General features: G+C 35.4%; 21 protein-coding genes. 1 reads left to right on the top strand and 20 read right to left on the bottom strand.

Features of this window, described 5'->3' with window-relative positions; all coding sequences use genetic code 11:
• Positions 1–7: 7 nt before the first annotated feature.
• The 17 genes from Q8X41_RS18260 to prsW form a co-directional block, all read right to left on the bottom strand.
• Positions 8–715 carry a demethylmenaquinone methyltransferase gene (locus Q8X41_RS18260; RefSeq protein WP_397537664.1) on the bottom strand — a complete coding sequence of 236 codons (708 nt, stop codon included), beginning with the start codon at positions 713–715 and terminating at the stop codon, positions 8–10.
• A 6-nt stretch (positions 716–721) separates the two neighbouring features.
• Positions 722–1,504, bottom strand: coding sequence for a heptaprenyl diphosphate synthase component 1 (locus Q8X41_RS18255; protein ID WP_397537663.1), 783 nt, complete (start codon positions 1,502–1,504; stop codon positions 722–724).
• A gap of 63 nt (positions 1,505–1,567) precedes the next feature.
• Positions 1,568–1,789 carry a trp RNA-binding attenuation protein MtrB gene (mtrB, locus tag Q8X41_RS18250; RefSeq protein ID WP_397537662.1) on the bottom strand — a complete coding sequence of 74 codons (222 nt, stop codon included), beginning with the start codon at positions 1,787–1,789 and terminating at the stop codon, positions 1,568–1,570.
• A 60-nt stretch (positions 1,790–1,849) separates the two neighbouring features.
• Positions 1,850–2,452 (bottom strand): GTP cyclohydrolase I FolE, encoded by a 603-nt coding sequence (gene folE, locus Q8X41_RS18245; protein WP_397540304.1) that lies wholly within the window; start codon positions 2,450–2,452, stop codon positions 1,850–1,852.
• A 343-nt stretch (positions 2,453–2,795) separates the two neighbouring features.
• On the bottom strand, positions 2,796–3,068 hold the full coding sequence (locus tag Q8X41_RS18240) for an HU family DNA-binding protein (RefSeq protein ID WP_397537661.1): 273 nt from the start codon (positions 3,066–3,068) through the stop codon (positions 2,796–2,798).
• Positions 3,069–3,246: 178 nt separating this feature from the next.
• On the bottom strand, positions 3,247–4,725 hold the full coding sequence (spoIVA, locus tag Q8X41_RS18235; protein ID WP_397537660.1) for a stage IV sporulation protein A: 1,479 nt from the start codon (positions 4,723–4,725) through the stop codon (positions 3,247–3,249).
• A gap of 239 nt (positions 4,726–4,964) precedes the next feature.
• Positions 4,965–5,687, bottom strand: coding sequence for a hypothetical protein (locus tag Q8X41_RS18230; protein ID WP_397537659.1), 723 nt, complete (start codon positions 5,685–5,687; stop codon positions 4,965–4,967).
• 25 nt (positions 5,688–5,712) lie between these two features.
• A complete protein-coding gene (locus Q8X41_RS18225; protein ID WP_397537658.1) occupies positions 5,713–5,934 on the bottom strand; it encodes a DUF2768 domain-containing protein in 222 nt (73 codons plus the stop codon).
• 231 nt (positions 5,935–6,165) lie between these two features.
• On the bottom strand, positions 6,166–7,182 hold the full coding sequence (locus Q8X41_RS18220; RefSeq protein WP_397537657.1) for an NAD(P)H-dependent glycerol-3-phosphate dehydrogenase: 1,017 nt from the start codon (positions 7,180–7,182) through the stop codon (positions 6,166–6,168).
• A 36-nt stretch (positions 7,183–7,218) separates the two neighbouring features.
• Positions 7,219–8,529, bottom strand: coding sequence for a ribosome biogenesis GTPase Der (der, locus tag Q8X41_RS18215; RefSeq protein ID WP_397537656.1), 1,311 nt, complete (start codon positions 8,527–8,529; stop codon positions 7,219–7,221).
• Positions 8,530–8,875: 346 nt separating this feature from the next.
• Complete coding sequence (gene rpsA, locus Q8X41_RS18210; protein ID WP_397537655.1) at positions 8,876–10,036, bottom strand: 30S ribosomal protein S1; 1,161 nt, start codon at positions 10,034–10,036, stop codon at positions 8,876–8,878.
• 81 nt (positions 10,037–10,117) lie between these two features.
• Positions 10,118–10,714, bottom strand: coding sequence for a lysophospholipid acyltransferase family protein (locus Q8X41_RS18205; RefSeq protein ID WP_397537654.1), 597 nt, complete (start codon positions 10,712–10,714; stop codon positions 10,118–10,120).
• A 2-nt stretch (positions 10,715–10,716) separates the two neighbouring features.
• Positions 10,717–11,391, bottom strand: a complete 675-nt coding sequence (cmk, locus tag Q8X41_RS18200; RefSeq protein WP_397537653.1) for a (d)CMP kinase — start codon at positions 11,389–11,391, stop codon at positions 10,717–10,719.
• Positions 11,392–11,694: 303 nt separating this feature from the next.
• The gene (locus Q8X41_RS18195) at positions 11,695–12,351 is read right to left on the bottom strand and encodes a flagellar brake protein (protein ID WP_397537652.1); all 657 of its coding nucleotides are present in this window, start codon (positions 12,349–12,351) and stop codon (positions 11,695–11,697) included.
• 93 nt (positions 12,352–12,444) lie between these two features.
• Positions 12,445–13,734, bottom strand: a complete 1,290-nt coding sequence (locus Q8X41_RS18190; RefSeq protein WP_397537651.1) for a PepSY1/2 domain-containing protein — start codon at positions 13,732–13,734, stop codon at positions 12,445–12,447.
• A 12-nt stretch (positions 13,735–13,746) separates the two neighbouring features.
• Positions 13,747–14,517, bottom strand: a complete 771-nt coding sequence (gene sleB / locus Q8X41_RS18185) for a spore cortex-lytic enzyme (RefSeq protein ID WP_397537650.1) — start codon at positions 14,515–14,517, stop codon at positions 13,747–13,749.
• Between the two features lie 89 nt (positions 14,518–14,606).
• Positions 14,607–15,281, bottom strand: a complete 675-nt coding sequence (gene prsW / locus Q8X41_RS18180; protein ID WP_397537649.1) for a glutamic-type intramembrane protease PrsW — start codon at positions 15,279–15,281, stop codon at positions 14,607–14,609.
• 78 nt (positions 15,282–15,359) lie between these two features.
• Between prsW and Q8X41_RS18175 the strand changes: the two genes are divergently transcribed.
• On the top strand, positions 15,360–16,334 hold the full coding sequence (locus Q8X41_RS18175) for an asparaginase (protein ID WP_397537648.1): 975 nt from the start codon (positions 15,360–15,362) through the stop codon (positions 16,332–16,334).
• 286 nt (positions 16,335–16,620) lie between these two features.
• On the opposite strand, the gene Q8X41_RS18170 is transcribed toward Q8X41_RS18175, so the two are convergent.
• The 3 genes from Q8X41_RS18170 to Q8X41_RS18160 form a co-directional block, all read right to left on the bottom strand.
• On the bottom strand, positions 16,621–17,583 hold the full coding sequence (locus Q8X41_RS18170) for a YpdA family putative bacillithiol disulfide reductase (RefSeq protein WP_397537647.1): 963 nt from the start codon (positions 17,581–17,583) through the stop codon (positions 16,621–16,623).
• A gap of 134 nt (positions 17,584–17,717) precedes the next feature.
• Entirely contained in the window at positions 17,718–18,377 is a 660-nt protein-coding gene (locus Q8X41_RS18165; protein WP_397537646.1) for a LysM peptidoglycan-binding domain-containing protein, read from the bottom strand.
• Positions 18,378–18,456: 79 nt separating this feature from the next.
• Positions 18,457–19,896, bottom strand: a complete 1,440-nt coding sequence (locus Q8X41_RS18160) for a RecQ family ATP-dependent DNA helicase (RefSeq protein WP_397537645.1) — start codon at positions 19,894–19,896, stop codon at positions 18,457–18,459.

Here is a 19,896-nt window from a genome sequence, read left to right as displayed (position 1 = left end):
TCCCACACTAGATTTCTTTTTTAAAGCCCATATGCATAGCAGCAGCTCCACCGCTATAAGATTTATAAGTTACATTTTGTAAACCAGCTTCTTCAAACATTTTCTTTAACTTTTTCATACCTGGAAAGTCATTAGCTGATTCTTGTAACCATGAGTATTCTTTATAACTTTTTGCAAAGAGTTTACCGAACAATGGCATTACATAACGGAAATAGAAACGAAATAGTTGACGATAGCCCGGAATTTCTGATTGTGAAGTTTCAAGGCACACGACTTTACCACCTGGTTTTACTACACGTTTCATTTCTCGAAGTACTTGCATATAATCAGGAACATTTCGTAATCCAAAGCCAATTGTTACATAGTCAAAAGTGTTATCAGGAAATGGTAATTCCATTGCATTTCCTTGTATCAACTCAATTTGTTTTATAGATTTTGTTTTTTCAATTCCAACATTCAACATATTTTGACTAAAATCTAGGCCCGTTACATGTCCAGTTTCCCCTGTAGCTTCTGCAAGTGCAATAGTCCAATCTGCCGTTCCACAGCAAACATCAAGAGCCTTAGAACCTGGTTTAACCGCAATATGATTCATCGTATCTTTGCGCCAGTTTTTATGCATTTGGAAACTGATGACAGAGTTCATCTTGTCGTAACTATCGGAAATGTTTTCAAAAACTTCATGTACACGTTCTTCTTTCGATTGTGGTGACACTAATACTCAACCTTCTCTCATCGTTTGATGTTCTCGGACATCACTTTCAATATGCTGTAACATTATTGTTTTCACTTCATCTAGTAGAATCGGAGAAGATTTAATACTTCGAATTAATTTAGATGAAAGATCAGAAATTTGATGTTGAAGAATTTGCTCATAAGACATACTTACATACTCTTCATGTTGCTCCAAAATTTTCATAAAACGTGTCTTTTGATGCGTTTCTTGCCATTGCTTCATTTCCCGTTTAAATCTTGCTAAGACCAAACCAAGTTCTGCAATTTCAATATAGCAGTCAAAGTCATATCGTTTCATAAATTGTTGGGTAGCCATTGCTTCAATCACTCGAATAGCTTCAAACCATTCTTCAAGGTTACGTTTTTCTGGTTCATAAACAGCAGTCTTACATTCACTAATTTTAACGACTGCTCCCGATAAAGAACGAATCAGCTGAATATCTGAGATTGCAGCAAGTGTTGTGTAATACATACCGCTATAATAGTCTCCTCCAAGCACTGTAAGCTGTTGACTTTTCGATGTAGCTTCTTGTTCATCGATAAGTTCATGCCCATGTAAAGCAGCATAAATCATTGCTACTGCGCTCGCTGCAAAATCTAGTTGTTGTGACCATTGTTCACCATTTAATTTTGGTAACAATAAATATAACAGTTGATCATCTTCAATAACTGGCTGACCTGTAAATTGAAGGAGCGTTCTATGATGCAATTGCTTTAAAATATTATTTTTTAGTTGCGATACTTGTTCTTCAATAATAGTTGCATTCATAAACTTTTCTCCATTCAGTTCGTTTCCTGTTGTCTATTTTGTTTTAACTATTTATCTTTAATATTATTTTTTTGAATCACTTTCAACAACGCCGATAGTTGTTTGAATCTCTGCTTTACCACGAATTTTCATGGCAGATGTGTGCTCAGTAAATTGTGCAATCATAACTTCGCCATTATCTAACTTTTCAGAGTGGTGAAATTTCGTATCATTCCCTCGAGTTAAACCAATGACATGAACTCCATCTTCTTTTGCACGAATTACAACATAATCATTTTGAGCCATTTGAAGTTTCTCCTTTTTTCGACTTTTCTCCATCCATCATATCACAAAAAAGCGTGAGATTTAAGACATTTGAATGAACGATAGTATTTCCGAACGTTTTACTTCATCATTCTCGAAAATACCTTTCGCTACAGATGTTACAGTTTTAGCCCCTGGCTTTTTAATTCCACGCATTGTCATACACATATGTTCTGCTTCAACCACTATATAAACTCCTTGTGGATTTAGCATTTCCATTAAGGTATCTGCAATTGTACCAGTTATACGTTCTTGTAATTGAGGACGATGCGAAATAGTTTCAACTGTACGCGCTAATTTACTAAGCCCTGCAACCACACCATTTTGTGGAATATACGCAATATGCGCTTTACCATAAAATGGTACTAGATGATGTTCGCACATCGAAAAGAACGGAATGTCTTTTACTAGTACTACTTCATCATGACCTTCATGAAATACAGTTTCGAAATATTGTCTTGGGTCCTCATGTAATCCTTGGAACATCTCTGCATACATTTTAGCTACTCGCTTTGGTGTATCTAAAAGACCTTCTCGAAATGGATTTTCTCCAACTGCCTCTAAGATCATTGTTACTGCATTCTCTATTTTTTCTAAATTCACATTCGAAGTTGAATGGTCAATTTTTCCTAAGTTTTTTTCAATCAACATAAATCCCCCATTATATCTATAAAGAGTCTCAAAATGAGAGTACCACACAAGCCTTGCATTCGCAAAATCTGAGTGCGATTTTGACTATTTTCACACGATATATGATATTTTTTAATTCCTTATAATTTTTATTCATAAAATATGTATGTATTACTATTATTTTACTTTAATATACCTCAAGACGAGCAAAACTTAGTTATCTTCCCCAAAGCTTACTCGGTCGAAAACTGAAAAGACAATAACAATTCTTTTAAATATATCAACAATCCCATATAACAAAGCAAAAATAAAAAAAGAGTAGCCAAATTGGCTACTCTATGTAAAACAGATGCTTGTATTATTTTACAGCATCTTTAAGCGCTTTACCTGGTTTGAAAGCAGGTACTTTGCTTGCAGCGATTTCAATTTCTTTACCTGTTTGTGGGTTACGACCTTTACGAGCCGCACGTTCACGTACTTCGAAGTTACCAAAACCGATTAATTGAACTTTATCACCCTTTGCAAGAGCTTCTTGGATAGTTTCAAATACTGCTTCAACTGCTTTAGAAGCGTCTTTTTTTGAAAGATCTGCAGTTTCTGCAACAGAGTTAACTAATTCTGTTTTATTCACACCATTCACCTCCTCTCAAAGGGTCTGGACTAAATCATGTAAAAAGATTATCACAACCCTTTTCGCTGTGCAACAATATTTATACTCCTTTTACCAACTTTAAGCAAATAAAAACTTTATTGCACAAAAAAAGGTCTATTTACCTATGGTAAATAGACCTTAAAATTAAATTTTCTTTTTATAAAATAAAGGTCACCATTCCGTGGTCTCCTTTATTAACCATTTTCTCAACTGTTTGTCGCATTCTTGCTTTTGCGTGTTTTGGTACTGCCTCCGTTTTATAAGCAATACTTTCCTTCATCACTTCGAATAATGGTGTGCCAAATATTTGTGTTTCCCATAGTTTTTCACGATCATGCAAATATGCATAAGTTAAATCTTTTAATAATTGCTGACTATAAAACTCTGAGCCAATAAGTGGAGCAAACTCTGCTTCCATATCAATACGCAAAATATGATAAGAAGGAGCCTTAACTTCCATTTTAACCCCAAAGAAATTATTTTGTTTAATCATTTCAGGTCTAGTTGGTTCAAATTCTTGAAGTGTTGGCAATGTAACACCATATCCATCTTTATGTGCTTGCTCAATTGCCTCGTGGAATCGTTGGTAAGATTTTCTCGCTTGTTGCGATTCTTTAATAAATAATAACCAATCTTTCTTACTTAGGATTGGTTCTTCTAACCACTCTTCACAGATAGATTTGAAAATTTCATTCTTTAATTGCAAGCTAATAACTGCATGACCTAAGCCTGCATCAACACTTTTAACTTGTGCAGAAGCAATGAAATCTTCATGTAAAAGTTCTTTTGTTAAGCGCTCAATATCTCGAATTTTATTCACTGAAGACTTCCAATTATCAATAGATTGATTGATTAATTTGTTTAATTCGTGACTATCATCTAATACATCTAACCAATCTGGTTTATCCATTTCTAGTTTTGCAATTGGAAACTCATAGAGTGCTTCTTCAAGAATATGTCGTACTTCATTCAATGACATTTGATCAACTGAAGTTGAAATAACTGGTGCGTTGTATCGTTCGTGTAATTCGCGGCATAGTTCTTTTGCATTATCATGTGCAGGCATTTTACTATTTACAACAATGACAAATGGCTTACCAATTTCCTGTAATTGCTCAATAATATCTTGTTCAGCTTGACTAACAGCGTCTCTAGGAATTCCATTTACTGTGCCATCCGTTGTCATTACTACACCAATATTTGCATGTTCTCTAATAATTTTATCTGTACCAATCTTCGCTGCTTCTTGAAATGGTATCGGTTCATTATGCCATGGGGTATGTACCAATTTTGGACCATTTTCATCCTCATAGCCTTTCACCCCATCAATAATATAGCCAACACAATCTGCAAATCGAATTTTAAACGGCATATCTTGATCTCCGACTGAGATTTGTGCACCATTAGCTGGTACAAATTTAGGCTCTGTCGTCATAATAACCGGCCCTGGAGAACTTTGTGGAAGTTCATCTTGTGCTCTTTGGCGTTCCTTTTCATCCTGCATATTAGGTAAAACCATAATATCCATTACACGCTTTGTAAACGTTGATTTTCCGACTCTAACCGGCCCTACAACACCGATATAGATATCACCGTTCGTACGTGTCGCCATTTGCTCGTACACTTCTTGTGACATAATCCTTCCCCCTTTTTTTCAGCACTATATCCTATGCGCAAAAAAAGCGTTTCATGCACACGACATGAAACGCTTTTAAAGAATAAAGTGAAACTTTCTGCAATACTGGTGTTTTTAATTTCCGGTTTTACTAACTGGTTGAACCAATCAGGCTTTTACAGGCATCTAACTCCAAACTTTTTTGCTTTTCTTTTAGTTGATTATTAATCAGGTCTTATTACCTGTTGATGTAGGTTAAATTATTTCTTATCTGATTTTGATAAAAACTCCACTTCATTTTTATCATTCACAGTATATGGTAGTGAATAGGCTGGTAGAATCGGATATTTATCAGAAAGTAAGTAACGTATATCTTCACCTTGTTTTACTTTCACTTTTCCTTCATCAAGAATCCTCTGTAATTCAATTGAATAATCGATACATATTTCACCGGTACCTTTCACAACTAAAGGTAATTGAGTATTAGAATATGGACTTGGAACAGTTGGCGCTTGTTTGTACCCCATTTTTTTATAATCGATTTGATAGACATAATCTTTGATTTGTTTTGAAATAGGTACAAATCCATTAACGCCCTTTTTAATATTTAGTTCTCGTATCATTTCAGCTCCACGTAAATCCACTAATTTTACTTCTGGATTTTTACTTTCTGCTTTCCAGATTACGTATTGATAAATACCACCTTTTTCAAAGGAATTACCTGGCGCTTTTGTAATATACCCTTGTGTTAGCTTTTCAAAGTTGATTGGATACTTAATATATTGATCTACATCTTGATCTCGGTTCTGGATTGGTAATAATCCATTTGTATCTTTTCTAAATTGGTCTACTGCCTTTTGAACAGTTAGTAGCTGTGCCTCATCTGGCATCTGATTTTCCACTTTTTCTTTATCTGGATACATACAGCCCGATAGTAATATAGCAATAAGAGATATAAATAATAATAAATTAATTTTTTTCATCTACTACCCTCATTTATTTGATGATTTAAAAAGTCATTACTACAAACACCATCGTTAGGAATCCAATGATGAGGAAAACATAGGCTATTAAAGCCACAATTGTACTTATAAAGCTGTTTTTTATTTTTTGTCTACTTAAATAAATCAACCCTGATGCAATTAGCAAAAAACCGATGGAATAAAAGGATACCCACATCATATCCATTGGCGATATACCTGTGCCTGCTAGTAGCACTAATTCTTTCAACAGTACAACCACCTTTCATATGTACAGCGAGGACTTTTCTCATAGATGACAGTATAACATAAAAAAACAAGAGATGACTTGTGTACATCTCTTGTTTTCTATTAACAATAGAGCACTAGTATAGTAATTGGCTAATTCTAGGATACCCTTTTTATATTCGTACAATTTTGTGACAACTACTTTTTATCCTCAATTTTTAGGAAGTAAGACTACACTTAAAGAAGTGACTCTTTATTCGTAAGTAGCATCCAATTCTTGTGTTTTTTCTCTTAACATTAGTTCTTTTACAACTTTATGAGGATCTTTCCCTTCAAATAGCACTCCATATAATGCTTCCGAAATTGGCATAGAGACATCATATTTTGCTGCTAGTTGATGAGCAGCTTGTGTTGTTCGAACACCTTCAACAACCATACCCATTTGCTCAAGAATTTCATCTAAAGATAAACCCTTCCCTAACATGTTACCAGCTCTCCAGTTACGAGAATGGACGCTTGTACAGGTAACGATTAAATCGCCCATACCAGCTAGTCCTGCAAATGTTAAAGGATTAGCACCTAATTTCACACCTAAACGTGAAATTTCAGCTAAGCCACGTGTAATTAGCGCGGCTTTCGCATTATCACCGAATCCTAGACCATCTACAGCACCTGCTGCTAGTGCAATAACGTTTTTCAACGCACCGCCTATTTCTACTCCGACTACATCTTCATTTGTATATACACGAAAGTATTGGTTCATGAATAGATCTTGAATTCGTTCTGCAGAAGCTATATTTTCACATGCAGAAGCAACAGTAGTTGGATGGTGTTGAACTACTTCTTCTGCATGGCTTGGACCTGATAAAACAACAATATCTTCAATAAATTTTGCAGGAATTTCTTCGCGCATTATTTCTGAAATTCGCATTAAAGAATCGGGTTCAATCCCTTTTGAAACATGAACAAAAAGTACTTTCTTGTTTAATGTTTGTAACATTTTTTGGCAAGTTTCACGAATACCTTTTGTTGGAACTGCCATAACAATGATTCCCGCATGTTCTACAACCTCGGCGATATCCGAAGTCGCTTTTAAGCTATCCGGTAAAATGGTGCTTGGTAAATATTTTGCATTTGTATGTTGGATATTTATTTCATTTGCTTGTTCTTTACGATGTGACCAAAGTAAAGTATCATGGCCATTCTCTGCTAAGACAATGGCTAAAGATGTTCCCCAAGAACCTGCTCCTAGTACTGCTACGCGATTCATGTTGAAATCCCCTTTCGACTACGTATTCTTTTATTACTAATCACGAGCTCGTGTGATCAATTTAATTGGTGTACCTTCAAAATCAAATGTATCACGAATGCGGTTTTCTAAGAAGCGTTCATACGAGAAATGCATCAATTCTGGATCATTTACGAACACCACAAATGTTGGTGGTTTTATAGCCACTTGTGTCACGTAGTAAATACGTAAGCGGCGTCCCTTATCTGTTGGTGCAGGATTACGAGCAACTGCATCTGAGATTACTTCATTTAATATGCTAGATTGAATACGCATTGCGTGATTTTCACTTACACGATTAATAACTGGTAAAAGTGAATGTACACGTTTTTTCGTTTTCGCTGATACGAATACGATTGGTGCGTATTCTAAGAATTGGAATTGTTCTCTTATTTCTTTTGTTTTTTCATTCATTGTTTTTTCATCTTTTTCGACGACATCCCATTTGTTCATGACAATAATAACCGCTTTACCTGCTTGATGTGCATAACCAGCTATTTTCTTGTCTTGTTCTTGGATGCCTTCTTCGCCGTTTAAAACGACTAAAACGACGTCTGAGCGTTCAATTGCTCTTAGTGCACGTAGAACACTATACTTTTCTGTAGACTCGTATACTTTACCTTTTTTACGCATACCTGCTGTATCGATGATGACATATTCTTGTCCATCATATTCATAGTTAGAGTCAATTGCATCACGAGTCGTACCTGCTACATCACTTACAATAACGCGGTTATCACCTAAAAATGCATTTACAAGAGAAGACTTACCAACGTTTGGACGGCCGATTAATGAGAATTTAATAACATTTTCATCATATTGTACTTCATCTTCTTTTGGAAAATGCTTTGCTACTTCATCGAGTAAATCCCCAAGTCCTAGACCGTGAGAACCTGAGATAGGGAATGGATCACCAAAGCCCAATGAATAAAAGTCATAAATCATATCACGCATATCAGGGTTATCAACCTTATTCACTGCTAAAACAACTGGTTTATTTGTTTTATATAAAATTTTCGCTACATGCTCATCTGCTAACGTAACGCCTTCACGACCATTGGTCATTAAAATAATGACATCAGCTTCGTCCATTGCAATTTCTGCTTGATGACGAATTTGGTCTAAAAAAGGTTCGTCTCCGATATCGATACCACCTGTATCAATAATATTAAATTCATGTGTTAGCCAATCCGCAGAACTGTAAATACGATCACGCGTTACACCTGGAATATCTTCCACGATTGAGACACGTTCTCCTACGATTCTGTTGAATATAGTCGATTTACCGACATTTGGACGGCCGACAATTGCTACGATCGGTTTCGTCATAACTTTCTACATCCTTCCGACTTCTAATAAGTGTTATTATACAACAAAAAAGATGATGGTACCTGATTAGTTCACCATCACCTACAATTAAAGTCATTTTGTATACTTATTTTATCAAAATTTGACTGTAATGCAAGAAAAAACAGACGAAAGCATACTAGCCATCGCCTGCTCCTGATTATTCTATCCCGCAATAACGTACAGTAATACCCCTATTTCAAGACTCAAGTGAGAGATCAAGAGGTGAAAATAAAGAACATCCACTGCCCGTAAAAGCTCGTTTGGCTCAACTACCACTCATTGAAGGTTAAAGAGCCCCACTGAGTGAAGTTTCACTCTATATTCATTATTTATTGAAGTTTTTAAGTTTATCACCAATTACATCGCCAAATGAGAAGCCCGTTGTTTCTTCAGGAAATTCAAACTCTTCCACTTCAGATTCATTCTCATTTTTTATTAAATCTTTGATGCTAAGAGATAAACGTTTTTCATCTTTGTTGACAGCAAGTACTTTGACTTGAACTTCTTGGCCTTCTTTTAACACTTCGTGTGGTGTTGAAATATGATTATGTGAAATTTGAGAAATATGAACAAGACCTTCTACACCAGGGAAAACTTCTACAAATGCTCCGAATGTAACAAGTCTTTTTACTGTACCCGTTAATATTGCACCTACAGGAGCAGTTTCTTCTACACTTGACCATGGACCTTCTAAAGTTTCTCTAATAGATAAAGAGATACGTTCTTGTTCAGGATCAACTGAGATTACTTTTACTTTTACTTTTTGTCCTTCTGAAAGAACCTTAGAAACATCTTCAATGTGTTCGTGTGAAACTTGAGAAATGTGCACAAGGCCGTCAACTCCACCAAGATCAACAAACGCACCGAACGATGCTAAGCGTTGAACCGTACCTTCAATAATATCACCTACATGAATATTGTTGATGACTGCCCCTTTTTTCTCTGCTTTTTGTTCTTCAACAACAGCACGATGCGAAAGAATAAGGCGATTTTTCTCTTGATCCATTTCTACAATTTTATAAGTTAAAGTTTTTCCTTTATAATCATCGAATGATTCAACGAAATGATCTTCAACTAATGAAGCTGGTACAAAACCTCGAACGCCCAAGTCAACTACTAGGCCGCCTTTTACTACATCTTTTACTTCTGCTTCAATAACTTCACCATTTTGGAATTGTTCAGTTAATACCTTCCAAGCACGCTTTGCGTCTACTTGACGTTTTGAAAGTACGTATTGTCCTGGTTTTTTATCATCAGGTTGTTCAATTTTCGTTACTAGTAATTCTAATTCATCATTTACGGAGACAGCGTCAGAAGCTTTATCCACATGTAAGCTTGAAAGCTCACTGATTGGTACTACGCCATCAAAAGGTGCACCAGCGATTGTTACTACAGCAACTTTATCTTCAACTTTTTCTACTTTACCTGTAACGATATCGCCTTCTCGGATTTCTTTTACTTCATTTAAGTTCATTTCTTCAGACATATGTAATCCTCCTTCACAATGTTCACTCTCTATTTTATTAGAATTTGCTAGTAAAAACAAAAATTAACCCTTTAAATACGATTATTTTTTATTTTCAGGATGATGTTCGTCCAATAACGCTTGTATATGCGCCATTATCACATCAGTTACCTCTTCCGCTTTAGCTCTATTTTCTCGGTAAGGTTCAATATCAATTGGCTCTCCAAATACAACTTTTAATTTCCGAAATGGTTTATATGGACCGATAATGGCACAAGGTACAACATTTGCATCTCCACGTAATGCAAAGAAACCTGCACCTGAGAATCCTTTACCAAGCTTGCCAGTTTTGTTACGTGTTCCTTCTGGGAAAAGGCCAACAACCTGACCTTCTTTTAGTGTATTGATGGATATGCGAAGTGCTTGGCGATCGCTCAGTCCTCGTTTTACAGGAAATGCATGAACCTTGGGAAGAATACTTTTTAAAATTGGAACTTCAAAAAGTTCTTCTTTCGCCATAAAGTTAACAGGTCTCGGAGAGCAAATACCTACGATTGGAGGATCAAGATTGTCTATATGATTAGAACAAAGTAGAATACCGCCTTCTTTCGGAAAATTTTCTAAACCTATAACTTCAATACGATAAATTGGCTTCAATACAGTAAAAACAACAGACTTAGCAAATTGATAAAAGTCCATAATTATGCCATCCTTTCACTCGCTAATTTTAAAATCGCATCAGCTGCTTGTGTGATTGTTAAATCAGTAGTATCTAAGAAAATAGCATCTGGGGCCTGTACAAGTGGAGATGCTTCGCGTTCACTATCTATTTTATCACGCAAAGCAATTTCTTCTTGTAGTTTTTCAATTGATGAGTCAATGCCTCTTTGCTTGTTATCTTCAAAACGACGACGAGCACGTTCCGCCACTGTTGCTGACATATATACCTTCAATTCAGCATTAGGTAATACCGCTGTAGCAATATCTCTTCCATCCATAACAACGCCACCACGTTCTGCCATTGCACGCTGCAGCTCTACCATAATTTCACGCATTGTAGCATGGCAGGATACTCTTGAAACATTTCCAGTAACCTCATTGGAACGGATTTCTTTTGAAACATCTTGTCCATCAAGAAACACAAGTTGTCCACGTTCTGATGGTTTTAGTTCAATAGTAGTTTTAGCTAATAAACTTGTAACACTTTCTGCATTCTCTAAATCTATATGTTCTTTCAATGCTTTTAATGTAAGAGCGCGATACATTGCACCAGTATCAATATAAGTGTAGCCAAGTTTCTCTGCTACAATCTTAGCAATTGTACTTTTACCAGCCCCTGCAGGACCATCAATAGCGATTTGAATATTTTTCTTCACGGTTTCAACCCCTTCTTTCCGTAATATTGTAACACAGAAAAGCGGAGGGTGCTCGTCCAGCTTTATCGGTCAAATGTCCCCCCGACAGAGGGGCGCTTTTTGCCCCGTCAGAGGAGGGTTATAGGAAGATAGCCTAAGTTCGCCACGTCGTGTGACAACGGCTATCGGACCCACATCATGTGGGCCCCGAAAAGCTAGCACCCGCAGCTGGACAATAGAAAAGCGGAGGATCCAGTCCACTCCTTATCTTAACTAGATTCTTAAGACATCGTTTTTAAAGAAAAAAAGCCCTCAAAATGAGGACTAAAAAGCTGTTTCTTTTTTACGAATTTGTAACTGTCTTTCAAAGCAAAAGCGAATAATATTTTGCTTATCAATATCATCGGTATTTGTAAATTGCAGTGGCGCAATAATCGTGTTATCTCTTTCGATAAAACGTACTACTTTTGCCGATGTTTGAACATACTTTATACCATCATTTGAATTAGTAAACGGCAGAACAATCGTCAATTGTAAATCATCATTCTCTTTAAAAGCTACAGGCTGATTGATAATAATTGCTAATCCTCCAGCACTAATATCTTCTGTTATAAATTGATAAAACTGATGATCAAATTCGACCGCAACGTCGACTGGAGTAAGGACCCTTACAAATTCACGTCTTTGTATTTTAATAATCTCATCATCAGTAGGAAAGGAAAGCATAATCATTGGTATATTAGATTTGATTCTTCCTAATACTTGTGTTTTGAAAGCATGCGCTACTTTTGAATCATCTACAAAAGATGCTCGATATTGGCTACCTTCAAGGAGAAAAGACGTTTTATTCGTTTTTACGTTTATTGGATAGTCTATATAGATCGAATTGTTTTTTTGCTCTACAATTTTGCAACGAAAACGTTCTGACGTTTCTGAAGAAATTGTTTCTAAAATAATGTTCGTACCTATTTTCAATTCCATTGCAATCTCCCTTTATGATTCTTAGGTTGTGTTTTTATTATGCCATGGAATAGCCATTTTAGCTATATAAAATCAAAATATAGGTAATGGTATTTAAGAAAGCTTCTCTTTTTTTATAACTTCTCCAGTCTCGGTATCCACTAAAATTTTATAAGTATGTGGAACTTGAGATGTATCCATACGAACTGTTAATTCATAACATAATCTTTCAGTATAATCTTTATTTTCGGTATATGCCAAGTCTTCATTAACGACTTTCACATCCTTATTGAAAAATTCATCCCAATTTATTTTCTTCACTAATTGTGGCTTAAGTTTTTCTTTTTGAATATATTCGATTCCATTTAAACCTACTACTTCACCAGTATCTTTTGCAATTTTGACTTGTACTCCATCTGCGTAAACTTTTGCTTTTGTCTTTTCATCAATTCTTGCATAAGTTATATGCCAAACATTGCTATTTTCTCTTGCATCTGTTTCTTTAACATCTTTATAGCCTAATTCTTTTAATCGTCGATCTGCAGATTGTTTTAATTGATCTAAAGGCAGTGCTTTATTATCAAATGGTCTTTCTACTAGATAAGACAGTAGATGTCCACCCTTTTGAGTTATATCCGCATAACCTGTTCGTTCTCCTTTATGAAAAATAATATGATAGAAAGGATAAGGTGATCCCTTTTTACTTGGATTCACGGATAATGTGGCATTACCAAGTTCTGGGAACATCACATAAAAACGGGCAATTGCTTCGTCTTTTGTAATTTGCTTATCATTTAGCTCTTTTAATTCTTTCTTTTTTTCATAGTCTGATTCACTTGCTGTTAAAGGAAAATCACTTTCCGTATAGGTTTTCACAGACTGTGATAACTTATTAAATCCTGCTGTATTTTTTTCTGTTGTCTGTTCTTCTAACCACTGTTTATAATTATTGTCTGCTTGCAATATATGTGCAGTTGCAATTTGCCAATCAGATGTAAAATTAGTTAAATTATTCGATACTTGTTTGGCGTTATCATGCCATTTAGCAGCATTTTCTTGAGAGGTTAACGTCATTTTGGCATTATTACCTAATCTTCCTAAATAATTCATCCATTGTGTCGTAAAATCACGATCTAAAGGTAAATCTGCTATCGAATAGCGCATGTCAGAAGATAGTCTCCAGACATCTTGCAATGAATTTTGAAACGCGGTAGGATCTTTGAAAAGTAAAGACTGTTGCACCGCTTGTTGCAATTCATTTAATTGTGCAGAAGCATCTGCCATCTTACCTGTATATTGTCCATGTAATAAATACTTTAACTCTTTGTTTTCACGATTAGATGCAAAACTGAATATTAGACAAGCAACGATAGCGTAACTTAACAAAAATATTGTTTTTTTCATCTCTATCCTCCTTTAAATACAGAAAATGTGCTCGCCTATTTGTGTAATTTGTTTTCTTGTCCAAATCCATTGACTAGTAGCTGTTTTGGGATTGAAATAATATAATGCATGTTGTGAAGGATCCCAACCATTCATAGCATCTATAACAGCTTCCATAGCTTGCTTGTTTGGCGTTAACCAAATTTGTCCATCAGCAACAGCCGTAAAGGCTCTTGGTTGGAATATAATGCCCGATATTGTATTCGGGAAATCTGGACTATCCAGTCGATTTAAAATTACTGCTGCTACAGCTACTTGCCCTTCATATGGTTCTCCTCGTGCTTCTCCATAAACTGCATTCGCCATTAGTTTCAAGTCCTGTTCGGTAAAATTGTTAGGCACTTGCATATTTGTTCCTGCGCCTGTTCCCGCAGAAGATTTCTGTTGTCCACCATAATAAGTGAATTTATTTCCCTTGTTAATTTGATCCATTACATATGCTTTATCGTATTGTGAAACAGATGTTAGTTTAGTTTTCGTCGTTGCTCCTGCTACCCCATCTATTGGCAGCCCATATTGCTCTTGGAAATTCCTTAATGCCCAATAAGTTCCATAGCCAAATTTCCCATCAATTGTACCGTTGTAATAACCGATATACTGTAGCCTTGATTGCAATTCGATGACATCATCTCCAAACGCACCTCTTGAGATTATTTGATCTGAAAAAGCATCACTATTTTGCGGTACTATACTCGTCAGGAAAAAGCTGAGAATCAATACTAACAGAATTTTATAGCGTCTCATTTCATATCTCCTTTTTCCTTAGGATGGTTTAATATGTTTTTTTTATACAAAAAAACTGAGAGTAAATTTTCACTCTCAGCTCAGACTATTTATATCTTTTTTTCTGCAAATAACATTTGTACTAAATGTTGATGCGCTATTTTTACTTTGCGTAAAGCAAACCACCATAAAAACAGCATAAAAGGAATCATTATATACGTCCATTTTCCTTCGATTGTAAAAATAAAATTATAAATAATATGCAATATCAACGGTGCAAAAAGGGCAAGTATACGGCACTGTATCGATAAATCTTCTTTTGAAAATTTTGCTCTACCTAAATAATATCCCATAACTACACCAAATAAGGCATGACTTGAAACCGGCATTAATGCTCTCATAAATGCTGTATCGACGCCAAATGATAGCATATATAAGATGTTTTCAACAGTTGCAAATCCTAGTGAAATACTAACTCCGTAAAGGACGCCATCGTAAGGATCATCGAATTCTATATGATGATAAATAGCTATCATTAAAATAAACCATTTAAAAAATTCTTCCACCACTCCTGAAAAAAATACATCTTGAACAATTATATTGGGGAATACTTGTTCCTCTTTAATAACATATTGCAGAAACAAAATAGGAAACGTTAATATTGCACCATATAAAAATGTGTGGAACAATGTTCTTCTAGGCTCCGTCGCCATTTGATTTCTTAGATAGAAATAGCTAAAGAGAGCTAGAGCAGGAGCAATGGATACTGATAAGAGTACAAACATTTAGTAGCTCCTTTCATTCCATCTTCTTTTATTATACCATTCTATATGATTGATAAAGAAAATTAGGGAGGATTTGTTATGAAAAAAACGATTTTACTTGTGCATACTGGTGGTACTATTTCAATGCATGTCAGCAAAGAATCAGGAGCTGTTGTACCCGATTCGACAAATCCTTTAATGCAAGAAAGTAAAAAGCTAGAAAAAATTGCACATATCATAGAGCTTGAAGCCTTTAATTTACCTTCACCTCATATGACACCTCAAAAAATGCTAGCTTTGCGAGACTTGATCTTACAAACAATAGGCAACAATAATAATATTGATGGTGTTGTGATTACTCATGGTACAGACACTTTAGAGGAAACTGCTTATTTTCTAGAATTAACGACAAATTTAGAGATTCCTATTGTACTAACAGGTGCTATGCGTTCATCAAATGAGTTAGGTGCTGATGGAGTATATAATTTGGTAGAATCTGTTCGCGTAGCTTCTTCAGAAGATGCAAAAAATAAAGGGGTACTAGTTGTGATGAATGATGAGCTTCATTCTTCAGTGAACGTAACAAAAACTTCCACAAGTTCAGTTGCAACATTTCAATCACCTCAATATGGACCACTTGGACTTGTCACGAAATCGATGATTCATTTTCATCAAGCACCGTTGAAAAGAGAGTATGTAGAAGTTTCAAAGCTTGATAAAAAAGTAGCTTTATTTAAAGTATATGCTGGTATGGATGCTGATTTAATACGCTCAGCAATTGATTATCAATATGATGGGGTAGTCTTGGAAGGTCTTGGACAAGGAAATATTCCTCCTGCAGTCTTACCAACGATTGAAGAATTATTAAAACTTCAAATCCCCGTAGTACTTGTATCTCGTTGTTTTAATGGTATTGCACAAGGTGTATATGGCTACGAAGGCGGAGGTAAAATGTTAGAAGATATGGGCGTCATTTTCGCAACAGGATTAAACGGACAAAAAGCACGCTTAAAATTATTAATCGGGCTTAACCAAGTTAATAAGCCGATTGATGTTAAGAAATTTTTTATCTAACACCTCGTTCCGTTGCCCGCTCCTGAAGGTCTTGGCAGCCGGTTCTTCGGCAAATCTTATTTGTACCGAAAGCGCTAGCTCCAGGATAGGAGTTTCGGTACATTAAATTTCTTTTTTCTACCATTTTCCGTTAAATTGTTTTAAAACACAAAAAAGTATTTAAAAAACCAAATATTAGTTTAATGATTTAATTTTTTTAATTTCCCAACATTTAGTCTCAAAACAAAAGCAGGGCCATTTCAATTTTACTTTGAAATGCCTTGCTTTTATTTTTCACAAGAAAACTTTATTGTTTTGCTTGAATGTATTTAGCGATTAAATCGCCATGGAATCGTCCGTTTTCAATGAAGATTTCATTGGCATTATTTCCTGCTGCGATGACACCTGCAATAAACAGACCTGGTACATTTGTTTCCATTGTTTCAGGGTCAAATGTTGGGCGTCCAGTTTCTTGATCTTCTGTAACACCCATATTTTGAATAAACGAATGATCCGGATGATAGCCTGTCATAGCGAATACAAAATCGTTCTTCACAGTAATTTCTTGGCCTTCTTGGATCAGAATTACTTCATCTTCTTTAATTTCTTTAACGTTTGTATTGAACATCATATTAATTTTACCGTCTCGTGCAAGTACAGCAAAATCCGGTAATACCCACGGTTTAATACTTTGAGAATATTCAGCCCCACGATAAACGACTGTAACACGAGCTCCTGCTTTATGAAGCGCTAGTCCTGCATCAATTGCTGAGTTTTTACCACCAATAATTAGAACATCTGTATCAAAGTAAGGATGGCCTTCTTTAAAATAGTGATTCACTTTAGCCAATTCTTCACCTGGAATATTCATATAATTTGGATGATCATAATAACCAGTTGCAATGATTACATACGGAGTTTCATAAACTTCTTTGTCTGTATTGACGATGAATTTACCATTTTGAGGGATTACAGATTCTACTTTTTCAAAACGATGAATTTGAATGGATTTTCGTTTCACTACTTCACGATAATAGACAAGTGCTTGGTTACGTTTAGGTTTTTGTTGTTCTATAATAAATGGTACATCACCAATTGCTAATTTTTCACTTGAGCTAAAAAATGTTTGATGTGTAGGGTAGTTAAAGATTGCATTAACGATATTACCCTTTTCAATTACAATTGGGTTTAAGCCAATTTCTTGTAATGAGATAGCTGCTGCTAAGCCACAAGGGCCACCTCCGACAATAATTGCATCTTCTTGACGCATAAAAACCGTCACTCCTTATATAAATAAACATCTCTAATTTTAAGAGAAGTTGTCGAATTATCATAATTGTATATTATACGCTTACGAACAATAAAAAAACAGGCATGTGTTCTATTTCACATACCTGTTTATGCTTATTGTGCAGGAATCGCAATAGTTGTACCCGGAGGAATGCTATCTCCTGTAATACCATTTGCTTCCTTAATAATGGCAATACCAGCATCACTTCCATAGAAATTTATTGCTATACTTTCAATTGTTTCACCTTGTTTGACATTATACAGACGTCCTGCAGCTTTTGCCTCATTATAGATTTGTTGCTGCTTTTCTTGTGCTTTTGCTGCTTCAATCTCAGCTTGAGCGGCTTTTTTTTGTGCTGCTTTTTCTTCTGCAACTTTCTTCTCAGCAGCCAGTTTCTCAGCCTTTTCTTTTTTCGCTTTTTCTTCAGCCGTTAATTTCTTTTCTTCGTTACTTGAAGTTTTTATAGCCTTTTTTGATAGGTTATCTTCGTTCGTTTCTATTTGAACTCCACCATGATCAATCTCCGTTTTATTGCTATTTTTTTGATTAGCAAAATAACCGAAGTATACAAGCATTGACACTGGAATTAAGATAAAAATAATAGCTAAAACCGTTAGTAATTTATTATTGCGATTTTTTTTCTGCTTTTTCTTATTCTGATGGCCATGTTGCTGTCTTCTAGTCATTCTCGAAGGATTTGTCTCTTGTTCAGGCTCAATATTAATAGCTTGTCGATGTTCCTCAATTTTCTCTCGATAATCTTCTTGAGACATCTATATTCCCCCATTTTGATATTACTCAACATTATTATGACGAATTACTAGTTAAATGTAAATATACGTTCAGTTGTAACTATGGAAGTATCGCATACAGTCTTTCTTCCCATTCAGGAAGCTCTTTATATTCACTAAAAGAACTTCGTTTATTAATAATTTCATCATAATTAACTCCACAATAATGACAGCAATTTGTCGGTTTTTGTTCCAACTTTTGATCAAAATATGCAACCAATTGCTCTCGCATACAATGCTCTCCTTTTACAAATGCTGCCACTTGAGATATTTGCTCTATTTTTTGTTGTTTTAGACTAACTAATTTTTGAACTACTTCTTCTGCAGGTAACTGTTCCATCCAATAAGAAAGTACGCGATACCCCGTTTCATTTATCTGTTGTAAATCAATCATCTTTTTAGGGTTATCTCCACGACTTACATACTCTTTAAATAGTTCAACATGAAATGCCTCCGGTAAATCTTCTGTTACTACATATTGCGTATATTCTTCATCTCTTGGTGAATACACTAGAATCGCTAATGCTTTTTTGCCATCACGTCCAGCCCTTCCAACCTCTTGCATATAGTTAGCCATCGTAGAAGGTATATGATCGTGAAGTACTTGGCGTACATTTTCTTTATGTACGCCCATACCAAAAGCAGTTGTGGCACAAATCCATTCCAATTCACCTGATAAAAACTGTTGTTGTATAAATTGACGATCTTCAGGTCCCATCCCTGCATGATATGCTGCAGCTCGAATATGATTACCCGTTAAAGCTTCTGCATAGGCTACTGTCTTTTTCCTAGATTGAGAATAAATAATTCCAGGACCTTCAGTTTGCTTAATATGTTCGATAATCCATAAAAATTTATCTTCAATTGATTGAGTTCTTACTACATCATAGTGGAGATTAGCTCTTTCCACAGAATGAATATATTCGAATGGATTAAGCATATTTAGATATGTTTTTATATCATTAACAACCGTCTTTGTTGCTGTTGCGCTTAACGCTAGTATAGGTGGTCGTTGTTGTTTTGGAATCCATTCCGTTATTTTTAAATAGTCTGGGCGGAAATCAAATCCCCATTGCGAAATACAATGTGCCTCATCTACAACTATTAAAGAAAATTGGATATTTTGAAAAGTATTTTGAATCATCTGCGTTGCAAGCATTTCTGGTGATGTAAAGATGAATCGATAACTGTTAAGGTTTTGCAAAGCTAATCGCTTCTCAGTGCCTTGCAAAAAAGAATTTAATGCAATCACCCTTTTTTCTCCAAAGCTTTTTAGCTGTTCTACTTGGTCTTGCATAAGAGAAAGTAACGGAGAAATGATTAATACTGGACCATCTAAAATATAGCCAGGAAGTTGATAACAAAGTGATTTCCCCATTCCTGTTGGAAGAAGAGCGATAACATCTTTGCCCGCTATTATGGCTTCAATCACTTCTTTTTGGCCAGTTCGAAATGTTGTATAGCCAAAATGTTGCTTTAATAATTGCTCCAACTCTACCAT

Source organism: Rummeliibacillus pycnus (assembly GCF_044359855.1).
Classification (GTDB): Bacteria; Bacillota; Bacilli; order Bacillales_A; family Planococcaceae; genus Rummeliibacillus; species Rummeliibacillus pycnus_A.
This window is presented reverse-complemented; position numbering and strand designations above follow the sequence as displayed.

What these genes read in the sequence shown, in the direction of transcription:
- Q8X41_RS18255 (WP_397537663.1), bottom strand. Translation starts at nt 1,504, where the DNA reads ATGAATGCAACTATTATTGAAGAACAAGTATCGCAACTAAAAAATAAT.
- mtrB (WP_397537662.1), bottom strand. Translation starts at nt 1,789, where the DNA reads ATGGCTCAAAATGATTATGTTGTAATTCGTGCAAAAGAAGATGGAGTT.
- spoIVA (WP_397537660.1), bottom strand. Translation starts at nt 4,725, where the DNA reads ATGTCACAAGAAGTGTACGAGCAAATGGCGACACGTACGAACGGTGAT.
- Q8X41_RS18230 (WP_397537659.1), bottom strand. Translation starts at nt 5,687, where the DNA reads ATGAAAAAAATTAATTTATTATTATTTATATCTCTTATTGCTATATTA.
- Q8X41_RS18220 (WP_397537657.1), bottom strand. Translation starts at nt 7,182, where the DNA reads ATGAATCGCGTAGCAGTACTAGGAGCAGGTTCTTGGGGAACATCTTTA.
- der (WP_397537656.1), bottom strand. Translation starts at nt 8,529, where the DNA reads ATGACGAAACCGATCGTAGCAATTGTCGGCCGTCCAAATGTCGGTAAA.
- rpsA (WP_397537655.1), bottom strand. Translation starts at nt 10,036, where the DNA reads ATGTCTGAAGAAATGAACTTAAATGAAGTAAAAGAAATCCGAGAAGGC.
- Q8X41_RS18205 (WP_397537654.1), bottom strand. Translation starts at nt 10,714, where the DNA reads ATGGACTTTTATCAATTTGCTAAGTCTGTTGTTTTTACTGTATTGAAG.
- Q8X41_RS18195 (WP_397537652.1), bottom strand. Translation starts at nt 12,351, where the DNA reads ATGGAATTGAAAATAGGTACGAACATTATTTTAGAAACAATTTCTTCA.
- Q8X41_RS18190 (WP_397537651.1), bottom strand. Translation starts at nt 13,734, where the DNA reads ATGAAAAAAACAATATTTTTGTTAAGTTACGCTATCGTTGCTTGTCTA.
- sleB (WP_397537650.1), bottom strand. Translation starts at nt 14,517, where the DNA reads ATGAGACGCTATAAAATTCTGTTAGTATTGATTCTCAGCTTTTTCCTG.
- prsW (WP_397537649.1), bottom strand. Translation starts at nt 15,281, where the DNA reads ATGTTTGTACTCTTATCAGTATCCATTGCTCCTGCTCTAGCTCTCTTT.
- Q8X41_RS18175 (WP_397537648.1), top strand. Translation starts at nt 15,360, where the DNA reads ATGAAAAAAACGATTTTACTTGTGCATACTGGTGGTACTATTTCAATG.
- Q8X41_RS18170 (WP_397537647.1), bottom strand. Translation starts at nt 17,583, where the DNA reads ATGCGTCAAGAAGATGCAATTATTGTCGGAGGTGGCCCTTGTGGCTTA.
- Q8X41_RS18165 (WP_397537646.1), bottom strand. Translation starts at nt 18,377, where the DNA reads ATGTCTCAAGAAGATTATCGAGAGAAAATTGAGGAACATCGACAAGCT.
- Q8X41_RS18160 (WP_397537645.1), bottom strand. Translation starts at nt 19,896, where the DNA reads ATGGTAGAGTTGGAGCAATTATTAAAGCAACATTTTGGCTATACAACA.